This is a genomic window from Amycolatopsis sp. cmx-4-61 (assembly GCF_046548775.1).
Taxonomy (GTDB): Bacteria; Actinomycetota; Actinomycetes; order Mycobacteriales; family Pseudonocardiaceae; genus Amycolatopsis.
The window spans coordinates 26,001-38,958 of sequence record NZ_JAEBEI010000037.1 but is presented as its reverse complement, the minus strand read 5'-3'; the positions used below and the strand labels follow the sequence as shown (position 1 = coordinate 38,958).

At 68.6% G+C, this 12,958-nt stretch carries 12 protein-coding genes; all 12 read right to left on the bottom strand.

Annotation, left to right across the window (positions count from 1 at the left end; genetic code table 11):
* On the bottom strand, window positions 1-760 hold a 760-nt coding region (locus tag ACLJOU_RS46005; RefSeq protein ID WP_410575615.1), incomplete at its 3' end, for an IS3 family transposase.
* Window positions 761-801: 41 nt separating this feature from the next.
* Window positions 802-1,122: a transposase gene (locus tag ACLJOU_RS46000; RefSeq protein WP_146073571.1), complete on the bottom strand. Its 321-nt coding sequence runs from the start codon at window positions 1,120-1,122 to the stop codon at window positions 802-804.
* Window positions 1,123-1,859: 737 nt separating this feature from the next.
* Window positions 1,860-2,525 (bottom strand): hypothetical protein, encoded by a 666-nt coding sequence (locus ACLJOU_RS45995; RefSeq protein WP_410575614.1) that lies wholly within the window; start codon window positions 2,523-2,525, stop codon window positions 1,860-1,862.
* A gap of 231 nt (window positions 2,526-2,756) precedes the next feature.
* Window positions 2,757-3,545, bottom strand: a complete 789-nt coding sequence (locus ACLJOU_RS45990) for a hypothetical protein (RefSeq protein ID WP_410575613.1) — start codon at window positions 3,543-3,545, stop codon at window positions 2,757-2,759.
* A gap of 1,052 nt (window positions 3,546-4,597) precedes the next feature.
* Window positions 4,598-5,716 carry a GNAT family N-acetyltransferase gene (locus ACLJOU_RS45985; RefSeq protein WP_410575612.1) on the bottom strand — a complete coding sequence of 373 codons (1,119 nt, stop codon included), beginning with the start codon at window positions 5,714-5,716 and terminating at the stop codon, window positions 4,598-4,600.
* Window positions 5,706-5,930 (bottom strand): hypothetical protein, encoded by a 225-nt coding sequence (locus ACLJOU_RS45980; RefSeq protein ID WP_410575611.1) that lies wholly within the window; start codon window positions 5,928-5,930, stop codon window positions 5,706-5,708. The genes ACLJOU_RS45985 and ACLJOU_RS45980 overlap by 11 nt, the downstream gene beginning before the upstream one ends.
* Before the next feature lie 35 nt (window positions 5,931-5,965).
* Window positions 5,966-6,430 (bottom strand): hypothetical protein, encoded by a 465-nt coding sequence (locus ACLJOU_RS45975; RefSeq protein ID WP_410575610.1) that lies wholly within the window; start codon window positions 6,428-6,430, stop codon window positions 5,966-5,968.
* 450 nt (window positions 6,431-6,880) lie between these two features.
* Window positions 6,881-8,059, bottom strand: a complete 1,179-nt coding sequence (locus ACLJOU_RS45970; RefSeq protein ID WP_410575609.1) for an acetyl-CoA carboxylase biotin carboxylase subunit family protein — start codon at window positions 8,057-8,059, stop codon at window positions 6,881-6,883.
* On the bottom strand, window positions 8,056-9,273 hold the full coding sequence (locus ACLJOU_RS45965; RefSeq protein ID WP_410575608.1) for an acyl-CoA dehydrogenase: 1,218 nt from the start codon (window positions 9,271-9,273) through the stop codon (window positions 8,056-8,058). Before ACLJOU_RS45965 ends, ACLJOU_RS45970 begins: the two co-directional genes overlap by 4 nt.
* The gene (locus tag ACLJOU_RS45960) at window positions 9,270-10,586 is read right to left on the bottom strand and encodes a hypothetical protein (protein ID WP_410575607.1); all 1,317 of its coding nucleotides are present in this window, start codon (window positions 10,584-10,586) and stop codon (window positions 9,270-9,272) included. The genes ACLJOU_RS45965 and ACLJOU_RS45960 overlap by 4 nt, the downstream gene beginning before the upstream one ends.
* The gene (locus ACLJOU_RS45955) at window positions 10,583-11,215 is read right to left on the bottom strand and encodes a GDSL-type esterase/lipase family protein (protein ID WP_410575606.1); all 633 of its coding nucleotides are present in this window, start codon (window positions 11,213-11,215) and stop codon (window positions 10,583-10,585) included. The genes ACLJOU_RS45960 and ACLJOU_RS45955 overlap by 4 nt, the downstream gene beginning before the upstream one ends.
* A complete protein-coding gene (locus ACLJOU_RS45950) occupies window positions 11,212-12,939 on the bottom strand; it encodes a carbamoyltransferase N-terminal domain-containing protein (protein WP_410575605.1) in 1,728 nt (575 codons plus the stop codon). Before ACLJOU_RS45950 ends, ACLJOU_RS45955 begins: the two co-directional genes overlap by 4 nt.
* Window positions 12,940-12,958: the final 19 nt, after the last annotated feature.

The window sequence follows — 12,958 nt, the reverse complement described above, 5'->3', positions numbered from 1 at the left end:
GGCCGCAACGCCCGATCCGCCGCCCACTGCCGCCGCGCACCCACCGGCGCCTCCGGCAACTGCTTCCTACCGTGCCCCATCCCACACCTCCATGATCAAGGTGTTGCGACGACCAGTTGAATCCGCCTTGAACTCCGCGGTCGGAATGATGGACAAGCCCGGTGACGTCTTGCTCGGCTCGTTGCCGGGCCCAGATCCCCATCTCCAACGCGTCGAGGGCAAGATTCGTGTGCAACGAAGTCGACACCTGCCAGCCCACGACCATTCTCGAGAACACATCGATGACGAACGCCGCATACACCCATCCCGAAAACGTCCGAATATAGGTGATGTCCGCTACCCAGAGCTGGTTCGGCTGATCGGCAGTGAAGCGGCGGTCGACCAGGTCCGCCGGCGAAGGCGAGGCAGCAGCGATGGTGGTCCTGGGCCGCCTGCCTCGCCGCAGCCCCTGCAGGCCCTGCTGGCGCATCAGCCGCTCGACCGTGCAGCGAGCCACGCAGATTCCCTCACGGTTGAGCTGCGCATGGACTTTCCGCGCTCCGTAGACACCGTAATTCTCACGGAACACACGCTCAATCTCGACAAGCAGTTCCGCGTCCCGCACGGCACGTTTCGATGGTGTGCACTGCTTGGCTGCCCAGAAAGTTCTCGGGGCGATCCGCACATCCGCATCGTTCAAGACTGCGCAGATCGACTCGACCCCGAGCTTCTTCCCCTCGACAACTCGCTCACGGTGGCCGTCAATATAGTCGACGACCACCGCGAGCGGAACCTCCCGCCGAGGCGTGGAATCGTCAGGAGTTACTTGATTTTGCGGTCGAGCTCCGCGGCGGCGAAAAACGCCGAAGCCGTCTTCAGGATCTCATTCGCCCGCCGCAACTCACGCACCTCGCGTTCCAGCTCGGCGATCCGTGCCGCATCATCGCTGGTGCGGCCGGGTGCCGTGCCGGCGTCGATCTCGGCCCGCTTGACCCACGTCCGCAACGCCTCCGGGTGCACGTCCAACTGGCCCGCGACCCGGCGGATCGCCGCCATCCGCTGACCCTCGGCCGCGATCGCGTCCAACGCCATCCGCGTCGCCCGCTCACGCAGCTCGTCGCTGTACTTCTTCGGTGCCGGCATGCTCTGCATCCTCCCTGAGATCAGAGCCTGCACAGAACCCGGGGCGCATCAGGGTGGCGATTCCGCCAGCCAGAATGACAGGGGCGCCGGCCAGATAGGTCATGACGTCTGCTTGTGACCGGTCGAGGGCTCAACACCTGACAATCGGGCGGTCGGGTGTTGTCCTGCGCGCCCGAGGCCATGGCCGCGTGGAACCCGTCCCGCAACGAAGGACGGCGTCGCTGAGAACGGCGCAGACGAGCACCAGAACTCCAGTATCCTAGACGGCTATGGAAGCTGAGAGGTTCCCTTCGCCGCCTTTCCCTGCTCCGGACTCACCCGTTCTGGGCATGATCATCGAAGGTGCCCTGGCGGCCTACGAGTCGGGCGAAGCGGACGTCCGGGTCGCCGTAACGCATGCAGCGGTGCATGCCTGGTACGAAGGCCACCTCCAAGGCGAGGACGCTTGCCCAGGATGCAACTTCCGAGGTGACTTGCCCAAGCAGCATTGGAAAGGCGCGGACAACCGCGACGACTTCGCCGGCCAGCATTGGAACAGGGAACCACCCCAGTAATGACGTGAGACCGTGCCCTCAGGACATGGCTACGGGCGACGCTGGCCGCGTTGCAGTTCGACGACGTTCAAAACCTCGCCGACCTGACCGGGCTGTGGCCGCCGCACTCAGCAACCGGCCAGACGGTGATGACCACTCTCTGCCGTGACGCCGCACTGGCGGACGTCTGCGTAACCATCAATGTCATGCGGAAATACTCCGCTCTGCACGCACCAGCCTCACGAGCGTTCGCGACCGCTCCGCGCCTACCCCCAATGCCTTCCGGAGGTTCTCAGCAGAGACCGGACGCTGGTAACGCTCACGATGCCGTTTGTCCTCCTGCCGCGCCCGCTCCAGCAACTCGTCACCTACGCTCGCATCCCCTGGCGCTTCCGCAGAAGTGCCGTCAGAGTCGCCGGCGTGCGGCTGCGCCATCCTGGTCGGCCCCCCAGCTGCTTGTACAGCGGCCAGCGCCTGCAGCAGAGCCGGCCCAACCTCCGCCCAGCCGATCAGCAGCAACGGACCCACCGCATCGAACAATGCCTTTCCCACTTCGCCGACGATCAAGGGCTCGGCAACGTTCAGAGCCAAGGTCACCACGCTCGACGCCAGCAACAGGCGGCGAGCCGGCCGGATCACGACATCAGGAGCACCCCGCAACGACAGATACCGAATCGCGATCAGCAACCCGACCACGGACAGGTCCACCGCAGGGGCCACCAACGGCGCAACCCACACCGGCACCCCCAGCCGAAGTGCCAACGTGAACACGTTCCCGAAACCGAAGAGGAAAGTCAGTGCCACGATGATCCCCACGATCAGCGTGACCGCCGACAGCACCGGATCGCGGCCCTCGCTCGGGCTCCTCACGACAACCGGCCTCCCGCCGAGCCCTTACCGGAACCCTCGCCCAACCTGCACGAATACCTCGACAGAATCCGGCACGGACGTGCCCGAGAAGTGCCCGAGAGGTCGCGCACACGATGACAGGGACCGGTATCGTCTGACACGTGTGATGGCCCGTGACCAGTCGAAAAGGTCTTGTTCGTCATCACTCGACACCATCCGACAGCGAGAGCAGCGAACTCTTAACCAGCGGGTTCAAATTCCACCGGTATTTGACCCGTTCAGCCGTGCCTCGGCGATCCTCAGGCGGCCACAGGCCTGCCCGCCTCGCACTCCGCACGGACGATCCTGACGAGCTGGCGCGCTCGGCCAGCACCGATCCGCAGGCGAACCCGCAGCGTGTCGGCAGATATCGGCCTCTGGTAGGTAGCGCGATGTGCCGCATCTTCTTGCCGAGCGCGGTCCAAGAGCGCCTCCAGCGGGCGCGGCCATCACCGGACGACCGTCGGCCTGCCCAGTGGGCTCAAGCTGGGCACTCGCCGAGTTGTCCAACATCTCCCCTGCCTGCTCGGTCACCTTGTCCACGCCGACGATTACGTCAGGGCTTTGCGACTGACTCGCTGCACTGACCGCCTGCAACAGGCCAGCACCGACCTCCGCCCAGCCGATCAGCAGAAGCGGACCAACAGCATCGAACGCCGCCCTGCCGTATTCACCCGCCACGAGTGGTTCCGCCACGTTCAGCGCCAGCGTGACCGCACTGGCAAAGATCAGCAGTCGGCGAGCCGGACGCAGCACATCGGGCGACGCGCCAGCTAGGGCCAGATGCCTGATACCCAGCAGAAGTCCAAGGACCGAGAGATCGACAGCGGGCGCTACGAGCGGCGCCACCCAGACCGGCACACCCAGACGGAGAGCGAGGCTGAGGACGTTGCCAAAGCCGAACAAGAACGTCAGCCCCACCACCGTTCCCATGATCACCGACACAGCCCGGACGACGGTGGCCGAATCGGATAGAGAGTCACGAGCAGGAACGATTTTCATGCCCGCCCACCGCGACCGTCGAGCCCGAAACTGCCCTGGATGATCAACGTTCCAGCAGAAAACCGCTGGTCAACTACGATGCCATCTCGATAGCGCCCTGACGAAAGCTCAAACGCCCCTGCCCGGCTCACTGTGCGCTCCCCCGCGGCCGGCGCTCCATCACCAGCCGCACGTCGACCCGGATCAGCAGTCCGTCGGGCAGGACGATTGGTGTGATTGCCGCCGGAATCTCACCGGGGGCACGAGAATTCCCAGGTCAGCGGCCTATACAGAGGCAACACTGCTGCCCGATAGCAGCGATTACCCAGGTCGCAGCGTGTGAGTTCGAATCCCTCGGGGTAGCACCGGCAGAGTCCGGCGGAAGATCCCTGCCTGGGCGGCCGTCTCACCGTTCCCGACTTCGATTATCGGTTTCTACGACAAGAGCCGCTGTCCCGGCGCTGACCGGCCGTGAGGCCGGAACGCATGGGCTGGGCCTGCCGCTGCGCTCGGGCCCAGCAGCTACTGACGATGCAACTGCCTGCCCACCGGGCCGTCCTGGGCTGGGTACGTGACGGCATCGACGATCATGGATCTGAAGAACGTCACCGAACCCACGGAGGACCGGCAGGCCGACCGGGCCGGGAAGGCGGCCGTGACCCGCGCTGCCACTTTGGCCATGTTTCCCTGACTGCTACACCAACTGCCGAACGACTTGTTCGATCAACGCGCCGATCGCAGATCGTCAACGCAGGCGACAGCTCGGTCGTGATCCAGGCCAGGCGGGACAACTACGGCAAAGCAAGCCAGGTTGCCAGGCGAGGCAAGCTTGGCAACACAGCGCCCTCCCCCGGAGCCCCTGACCGGTGTTTGCGGGCCAGGGGCTCCGGGATCGCGCCGCGCTCGGATCGGCTCAGCGGATCCGGGCCACCGGTGCGATCAGCCGAGCGGCCAGTCGATCTGTTCGAGCAGCGACGGTTTACGACCAACGTCCGCGTCGGCGATTCCTCCCGGCCACCGCCCGTGCCCGGTTGCGCTGTTCGGGCACGACCATGCCACGGGTGACTACCGGATCAGGACCCGTCGGCTACTCGGCCTGATGTTCCACGTTGGCGGTCTCCGCTCCCGTTGCCGGGGCGATCAATTCGAGATCGGACAGCCGGCGACCTACGGACAGCACCCAACCGCGCTTCCACCGCGGTGAGTTCGCCCTGAACGGCGATCAGGGTGGGCAGCGTCGTGTAACCGACTTCGTCGTTGACCCGGATCATGTGCATGTTCTCGGCACCGGTCGTTGTGCTGATCCACCGGACCTCCGGTGCGTCGGTCACCAGCCGGCGGAGCATGTGCGCTTTCACGCACCGCCCCAGGCCGTTCCCCCGGTGTTCGGCCACCACCGCCGTGTCGCGCTGGTAACCCCAATCCGGCCGACGCGGATGCACGCAAAGTTCCGTGAAAGCGGCGACTGCGCCGGAGGCTTCGTGCACAGCGACCACCAGACGCTGGAGCATGCTCTGCGACCGCAGTTCCGCCTCGGCGGCACGCACCCGCTCCACCGTGTACTCCGGCCAGCGGTACCCCGAATCCCCCAGTGGAGCGTCGCGTATCGCGCCGCGGGCGAGGGCGTAGGATTCAATGAGGTTTTCCGGGGCGGTTCCCTCCCAGTACTCCAGCCGGTACCCGCCCGGTACCGGCACGTCCCATCGCGTCCGGTCAGCCGTCGCGGTGATCAGCGCCTGCCGGACGACCCTGCGGACCTGCCGGAAGCCGACGGCGTCGGCCCACAACTGTCCGGCGGTGCCCGCCACCACGTCCCCGCCCTCGATCACGCGCCGCTCCTGCGCTTTCAGCTCGGGCAGGATCGCGCACAGCAGCGCGGAGCCGATTCCGGCCCGGCGGTGCTCCGGGTGGACCTTGACGTTGACCATCGCGATGTCACTGTTTTCCTCGTCGAGGAGAAACACTTCCGCGACCGCGACGACGTCGCGGTGCCGCAAGCCCACCCAGTGCACCGCGCGGCCCATGCCCGGCATGGGTTTCTTCAGGCGGCCGATCAGCTCCTCCAGCGGGAGGGTTGGTTCCCCCGGCCGGTCCGCGGCCTGGCAGGCCTTCACCACGTCGTGGTACGCGGCGAAGCCGGCTCGGGCGGCCCGGTCCGGCTCGAACCGCTCGATCACCAGGTCAGTCCGCATACGCTTCGTCCTTCCGTTGTGAACACAGACTCCACCACCGCCCGTGCGCAGCCGGCCTCGCGACCGGATTCGCCGCGCGCGGCAGGAGCGCGATCATGGTCAGCCCGAAACTGGGCAAACCGAGCAGCGCCGCGATCGCGAAGTGCAGCCCGGAACCGAGGATCAGTGCCAGCGTCCGCCACCTTCTCCCGCCCATCATCGCGACCACGATCACGTATTGGATCCCGATCACGCTCCACGTCGCCGGCGCTACGACGGCATCGGACGCCAGCAGCGGTTCGAGTGTCGCGCGAACCGGCAGTGGGAAACCGAATTCAGGATCGAACGCCACGATCCCGAGCGCGCGGCCCTGTACCAGGCGGGATCGCTCAGCTTCGCCGTCGCCGCGACCAGGTAGATCACCGCGACTTGAAGCCGAAGCACCTGCGTGGCCGCAAAGGAACAGCCCCGCCACGCAGCAGGCAACGGCTCCCGCGCCGGACTCCACTGCCAGGTGCGATTGTCGGCGAGGCAGACCGGGATCAACAGCACCGCACCGTACTCCCCCGGGACCGCCGGTGAATCGGCGAACAGTGTCGTGTCCGAGTTGAACAGGGGAACGCCGAGCTGGGCGCCGGCCAGCGCGCTCCGGCCCACCGCGAACAGCGCACTCCGCGATTCGTGACAGCCGATTGCCGAGCCTAGGCGGCTCCGCACGCTCATCACTTCCCGCACCGCACCTCCACGGCCGCTACCCGGTACGGCCTCCACGGTCCGTCCGGGAGCCGGCCGGATCCGGACGGGGTGACGTGTCCCAGCGCGAGCTTCAAGCTGACCACCCGCCCACCGCGCGCTCCCCCGCGGCCGACGTTCCATCACCAGCCACACGTCGACTCGGACCAGCAGCCCGTCGGGCAGGACGATTGGCGTGATTGCCAGGCGTTATCCGCTCAGGGGGGTGATCTCGTTCGGTCCCGCGGTGTCCGGGGCTGTCCGGCCGTCTGCGGCCCTCCACCCCCCATGCGCCCCCCGCCACCGGCTCGCCGACGCGGTCAGCACGTTCCCGCCGGGAGCTCAGCTCCGAGGCCGAGTGCCGGGCCGGCGGGCGGTAGTGCTCCTCGCCGGCCGGCCCGGGGGCGCCTGCCTGACCGGGTGGGCCCGGAAAGGAAATGCGTCCCTTGCGGTTCAGCGGTCCCAGCGTGTGGTGCGGCTCCACCACTCGTCGAGTGCGTGCAGCTCGGGCCGGACGTCTGCACCGTCCATCGTGAACACCATTCGCGCGATGACGTCCGCCATTCCGCGGGGAGCGGCGTACTCCGTGCCGGGTATCCCGGAGACCGAGTAGCTGCACACCGCCTCCGATGCCGGCTTCGCGGGGATTTCGAGGAGCACGCCGGCACGGCGGGGCATCCAGCCCCAACCGTGGCGTCGCGGCTCCGCGCGCCACGAAATCTCGTCGTACCGGCCTGCTTGACCCTTCAGCCCGGCTTCGTACAAGTTGACCCCGAACGCCCGCTCGAACATCTCGACGATCTCGCCGCCGCCCGCCCGGCAGGCGATTTCACACAGCACGAGCTCGCCGTCCGGGGTGGCGAAGAACTCCGCGTGGAACGGCAGCGCATCCGGTGCGGGTGGGAGTGCGGCTATCACCCGGGCGGTGGCTTTTCGCAGTGGCTCGAACAACGGGTCTTGCCGCGAGAGCATCCCGCCGAGTTCGTTGGCCGACTCGCTCGCTGACGCCCACTGCGAGTGGAGATACCGTGATGGCCAGCTCAGAAGCACCTCGCCGGCGCGCATGACGCCGTCCACGTGGCACAAGTCGCCCTCGATCCACTGCTCGGCGAGCATCGGGGCGGGCCAGCCGTCCGGCGGCAGTCCGGCTTCGCTCCGGTACACGTGCATGCCCATTGCGGCCGCACCGTCGAACCGCTTCACCACCACGGGATAGCCGTGCTCGGCCGCGAACTCCGCCACTTCCTCCGGGCGTGTCACCGGCCGCATCGCCGCGACCGGGATGCCCGCCGCCGCGGCACCGGTCTTCATCACGTACTTGTTCCGGTAGGCCACCGCCGATTCGATGCCCTGCCCGGGCAGGCCGAGTCTTTCCCGTAGCCGAGCGGCCCGCAGCACGTCGATTTCCGCGGTCAGCAGCACCGCGTCCACCGCGAACTTCTCCGCGAGCCGTTCGATACGGGTGTCGGTCGCCGGGCTGTCGTAGTCCTCGACCACCTCGAGGTGGTGGAACCCGCCGGGGTCGGCTCCCCCGAGCGCCGAACTCGCGGTCAGCACGACCAGTTCACCGGGAGGAAACCAATGGTGAAGCCGGTCGAGGATCCGCCGCCGGTTCAGCACCAGGAACTTCACGGCCGGTCCAGGGTGGCTTCGGCCACGAAATCCACCCACTCCTCGGCAGGCGCCCAGGGACGCATGAACGCGGCCGCGCGGATGTCGCGGTACATCCGGCCGAGCGGGTGCCCGCCACTGTAGCTGCGGCCTCCACACAACTGCATGGCCAGGTCGACCACCCGGGTGCCCGCTCGCTCGACGATCATCCCGGCGCACACGCATTCCTTGAGCAGCTGCCTGCCGAGGGTGACCTCCATCGCACGCGGCCGCGCTTCGGTGATGTGTGCGTCCAATGTGGACAAGGCCGTGTGCAGCGCGCCGCGCGCGGCGGCCACCTGGAGCTCCATCTCCGCGACCATGCCCCTGACGCCCACCGAGTTCGTCCGGTTCCGTACCGGACCGGTGATCGCGGACAGCGCGTGCGCCCGCGCCGCCTCCGCGATGCCGAGGTAGACCGCGACGGTCGGCGCGGTGTTCGCGGCTCGGCCGTCATAGCCCGGAGCGAGGGGCTTGCCCCAGGGCCCGCGCGGCACCACCGAACCGGGCGGCACGAGCACGCCGTCGAACACGACTTCGCCGCTGCCCGAGCCGCGCAGGCCCAAGCCGTTCCAGTTGTCCTTCACCTCGACGCCCGCCGCGGACAGCGGGATCATCGCGGACGCCTGAACCGGCCCGTCGGCCGTCTCGCCCTTTACCCGGCTGTAGAAGTGGGTCGCCGCCGGTGAGATCGACGCGAGCACCTTGCGGCCGGTGATCGTCCAGCCCTCGGCGGACCGCACGGCGGTGGTCACCAGTTCCCACGGCTTCGTACCGGGCTCGGCCACCGAAGAGCAGACGATCATCTCCCGCCGGCCGACCGCGCGCAGCCAGTCGCGCATCGGCAGCTCGAGTTCCGCCGCCGGCGTGCTCCGGACCGTACGGGCGTAGTACCAGGTCAACGCCAGGTGCATGGTGGCGGCGATGGCGGTCGACGCGTCCGCCGCCGCGATCCGGCTGACGATCACGGCGAGGTCGTGGAGCGAGCGCACGCCGAAGCCGCCGTCCTCGACCGGCGCGCACGCGGCCAGTACCCCGGACTCGGCCAGCGTGGCGACGCTGGCGGCGGCGAACCGGCCGTCGCGGTCGTTGACTTCGGCCTGTTTCGCGAGGAATTCACGATGGCCTTCGATGATTTCGCAGACCTTCTCCCCCGCTTCGCTGGTCGGGGTGAGGCCGGTGGTCAACGCGGTCATGGCTGTTCCTCCGGGTAGTCGTCGCGGAAGCTCGTCAGTGCGCCGGCGCCCAGTGCGGTGGCGACTTCGGCGGCGGCCGGTCCGACGACGCCGCCCGGTGCGGGCGGCGACACCCGGTCGAGCCAGGCCGCGCCGCCGGCCACCCGGTAGTCGACGATCTGGCCGGTGCCGGTGACGAACCGGCCGTCCCCGCTCGCGCCGGGCGCGGGGACCCGGACCGCGAGTGAAGGCGTTTCCCGCACCACGGCGCGGAAGGCCGCCTCGACGTGCCGGTGGCCGAGGTCGAACAGTCCCCGCAGCCCTTCCTGGACCCCGCGTTGGAAGGAGTACAGCGGGAACTCCGGCCAGCCCGCACGCAAGCCGAGCCCGGACGCGTGCCGTGGGTTCAGCTCGGTCGCCACGAAACCGTCCGCACCGAGGATGCCGTCGACGCTGAAGAGGCCCCGGTAGCCCACGCTCGCCGCGAGTTCCTCGCCGGCCAGCCGCGTGTAGTGGCGCAGCTGCTCGCCGTCCGGCCGCCAGTGCGTGGACGAGCCGCAGAACACCAGGCCCGCTCGCGTCCGGTCCCGCAGCGTGACGATCTCCAGCGGGTCGAACACCGCGACCCCGTCGGCGAGAACCATGCCCAGGACGCTGCACGGCACGCCGGGCACGAACTCGGCCACCCGGAGGCGGTTCGCGCTCGTGCGGCAGGCTTCGAGCGCGGTCCCGAGTTCTCCCGCCGTCCGCACCCAGCGCAGTCCCTTGGCGTCGCCGACGAACCCGTTCGTCGAATCCATGGCAAGGACGACACCGGCGCCGTTGTCCAGTTCCCGCACGAACGCGGGAATCCTCGGGTCGTCCACGTCCGACACCACGTGCCGGGGCGCGGGCACGCCGACCTGCCGCCAAAGCCCGTCGATGACCGTCTTGTCCTCCAGCCGCGCCCATTCGGGACGACGCCAGCCGTGCACTCTGCGCCCGCAGACTTCACTGGTGTGCGTGAACGTGGTGCCGAGAAAAGTCCACTCCCGTCGAGGATCGAGCTCGTCGAGCCAGCGCGTGAAGTCCGGGGGCGGGTCCTGGAGCCACTGGTCGAACTCGGCGGTGGACAGCGAGCCGCAGACGTGGACGTGCGGCACTTCCGGTGCGTCGTGACCGGGTGGGTTCGCGGTCACCACTCCGCGTACTTCCGCGCCGAAGGAGGCCAGCTCGCGCATCGTGGTGCCGACGGTGGCGTTGAAGGTCTGCACCAGCAGCAGGGTCCGGCGACCGGCCCAGTACCGCCGCAGCGTGTCCCGCGCGGCGCCGACCCGTTCGATCGATTCGCTCACGGCTCTCCGATGTCCAGCACCATCGGGGCGAGGCGGGCCGCGAGTGCGTCGTGGGAGGCGAGATCCAGGTGCACGCCGTCACCGCCGACTCGCGCGAAGGCGGCCGCGTCGAGGAAGCCGGCGCCCCGCCCAGCGGCCACGGCGCGCAGCTCACCCGCGAGTTCGCGGGACTTCCGCACCGATCCGGCGTCGTACTCCGCGCTGGTGGGCACGGCACCGAGATGCGCCGGGCTGACCACGATCACCCGTGGCTGCGGCCGGCTGCGGCCGCCGAGGAACCGTTCCACGTCGTCGAAGTAGCCGTCGAGTGCCCCGGCGATCTGCGCCGGCGTGCGGGCGAAGCGGGTCTTCAGGTCCGGTGTGCCCAGCATCAGCACCACCACGGCCAACGGGTGATGGCTGAGCAGGCACGGCCCGAAGTAGGCGCGGCCGTTGCGGCCCGGCAGATCGGGCGGGTCGAGGTCCGTCGTGCGCCCGCCCAGCCCCTCTTCGAGCACTTCGAACCGGGGCCCGAGCAGCTTCCGCAACCGGCCGGGCCAGCGCAGCTCCGCCGGGAGCCTGCCGAGCTGCGGCTCGTCCGCGCGGGCCCCGTTGGTGTTCGAATCACCGAAGCACAGAACGGCCTTCACGTCCGCTCCCACAGCACCCCCTCACTCCAGACGTACCGCGTCCCGCCCCAGCCAAGGGCCGAGGAGACGTCGGGGAAGAAACCCTTGCCGTTGAAGTTCGCGCTCGTGTTGCACAGCAGGGGCACCCCGCTGAGCCGTTCGTATTCGGTGAGCAGCTCGGCGATCAGCGGGTTCTGTGCGGCGTTGACCGTCTGCAGCCGCGCCGAACCGTCGAGGTGCACCACCGCGGGGATGCGGTCGAGCCACTCCGGCCGGGTTTCGTGGTCGAACAGCATGTAGGGGTCCGGGGTGCCGGGGGAGAAGATCTCCGGCGCCCGGTGTTCGAGGCAGATCGGCGAGACGGGACGATAGGACTCACGGTGCTTGATCTCGTTGAGCCTGTCCTTCATCGTCCGCGAAGTCGCCGCGGCGAGAACACTCCGGTTGCCCAGGGCCCGTGGCCCGAGTTCGGCGCGGCCGGTGAGCACGACGACCGGCTCGTCGCTTTCGTGCAGCAGCCGGGCGAGGCCCGGTACGTCCAGCGGGCGGCTCGCGTAGCCTTCGCCGTCGGCCGCCGGGGTGAGGGCGGGACCGTGGTAGACACTCCACCCGAGCGCGCTCCGGCCGGTCGTGCTCACCATCGCCGAGCACGCGGCGCCGAGCGCGGAGCCGGAGTCGTTCGGGAACGGCGGGACGAAGACGCGCTCGAAGACGCCGCTGCGCCGGATCGCCGAATTCCACTTGATGTTGAGCGCACAGCCACCCGCGAAGCACAGGTTGGCCGCGTGGCCCGGCGACTTCTCCCGCACCCGGCGCAGACTTTCCACCAGCCGTGCTCCCACCCAGTGCTGGAAGCCGGCCATCGCGTCGGCCGCGGACACCGCACGCGGACCCGCCCAGGCCAGGAACTCGTCGATGAACTGCCGGACGAACGGGCGTGGCTTGTCCATGGTCCCCGGCGGCATCCCGGCGTAGATCCGGTCGAACTCGGCGCAGACGTCCTCGCGCACCTCGCCCAGTGCGGTGTACGCCATCACCTTGCCCGGCACGTTCAGCCTGCGTGCGTTGTAGGCGCTGCGCTCGGCCGGAGTGCCGCCCGCCTCGATGAGGTACGGGTCGGCCATCCGGAACGGCTCGAAATGCATGGCGAACACGGCGTAGACGTTCCCGAGCAGACCGAAGACCGGGCCGAGGTTCTCCACGAACGGCGCTTCCGGCCGGACGTAGTAGCAGCGGGGCAGTACGCCGCCGTCCCACACCAGCACGAACGACGGCTCGCCCGCCCGAGCGAACGGGCTGGTGCAGTACGCCGAGAAGATGTGCCCGGTGGTGTGGTGGAAGCTGCTGTACTCGAAGGTTTTCGAGCCGTCGAAGTCGAGGCCGGCGAAGCGGTGCGGGGTGAGGCTGTCGTCGGCCGGCGCGGCCTCGCGGTACGGCGCCACGGACAAGTTCACCGTCGCCCCGGCCCGGGTGGTGGAGACGTCCCCGTAGCCCCAGCCGTCGATCGCGAACTGGTCGATGTCGCTCAGTTCCAGGTCGTGCGTTTCGAGCACTTCGACCACGCGGCGCAAATCGCCGAGTTCGGCGTACCGGCCACCGTTGGCTATTTTCTCCATTTCCACGCTGAACACGAGCCGGTCGTCGTCGATGAGCGCGACAGCACCGTCATGCGTCACCTTTATTCCCAGAATCAGCACGCCGGTCAACCCCCAGGACGTAGTGGCTGATGTCACGAGCGTAACCATCCGAAGCGAATTCTGTCAA

Coding starts and splice junctions, on each gene's coding strand:
- ACLJOU_RS45950 (WP_410575605.1), bottom strand. CDS start 12,939: ATGGTTACGCTCGTGACATCAGCCACTACGTCCTGGGGGTTGACCGGC.
- ACLJOU_RS45990 (WP_410575613.1), bottom strand. CDS start 3,545: ATGAAAATCGTTCCTGCTCGTGACTCTCTATCCGATTCGGCCACCGTC.
- ACLJOU_RS46000 (WP_146073571.1), bottom strand. CDS start 1,122: ATGCCGGCACCGAAGAAGTACAGCGACGAGCTGCGTGAGCGGGCGACG.
- ACLJOU_RS45985 (WP_410575612.1), bottom strand. CDS start 5,716: ATGCGGACTGACCTGGTGATCGAGCGGTTCGAGCCGGACCGGGCCGCC.
- ACLJOU_RS45965 (WP_410575608.1), bottom strand. CDS start 9,273: ATGACCGCGTTGACCACCGGCCTCACCCCGACCAGCGAAGCGGGGGAG.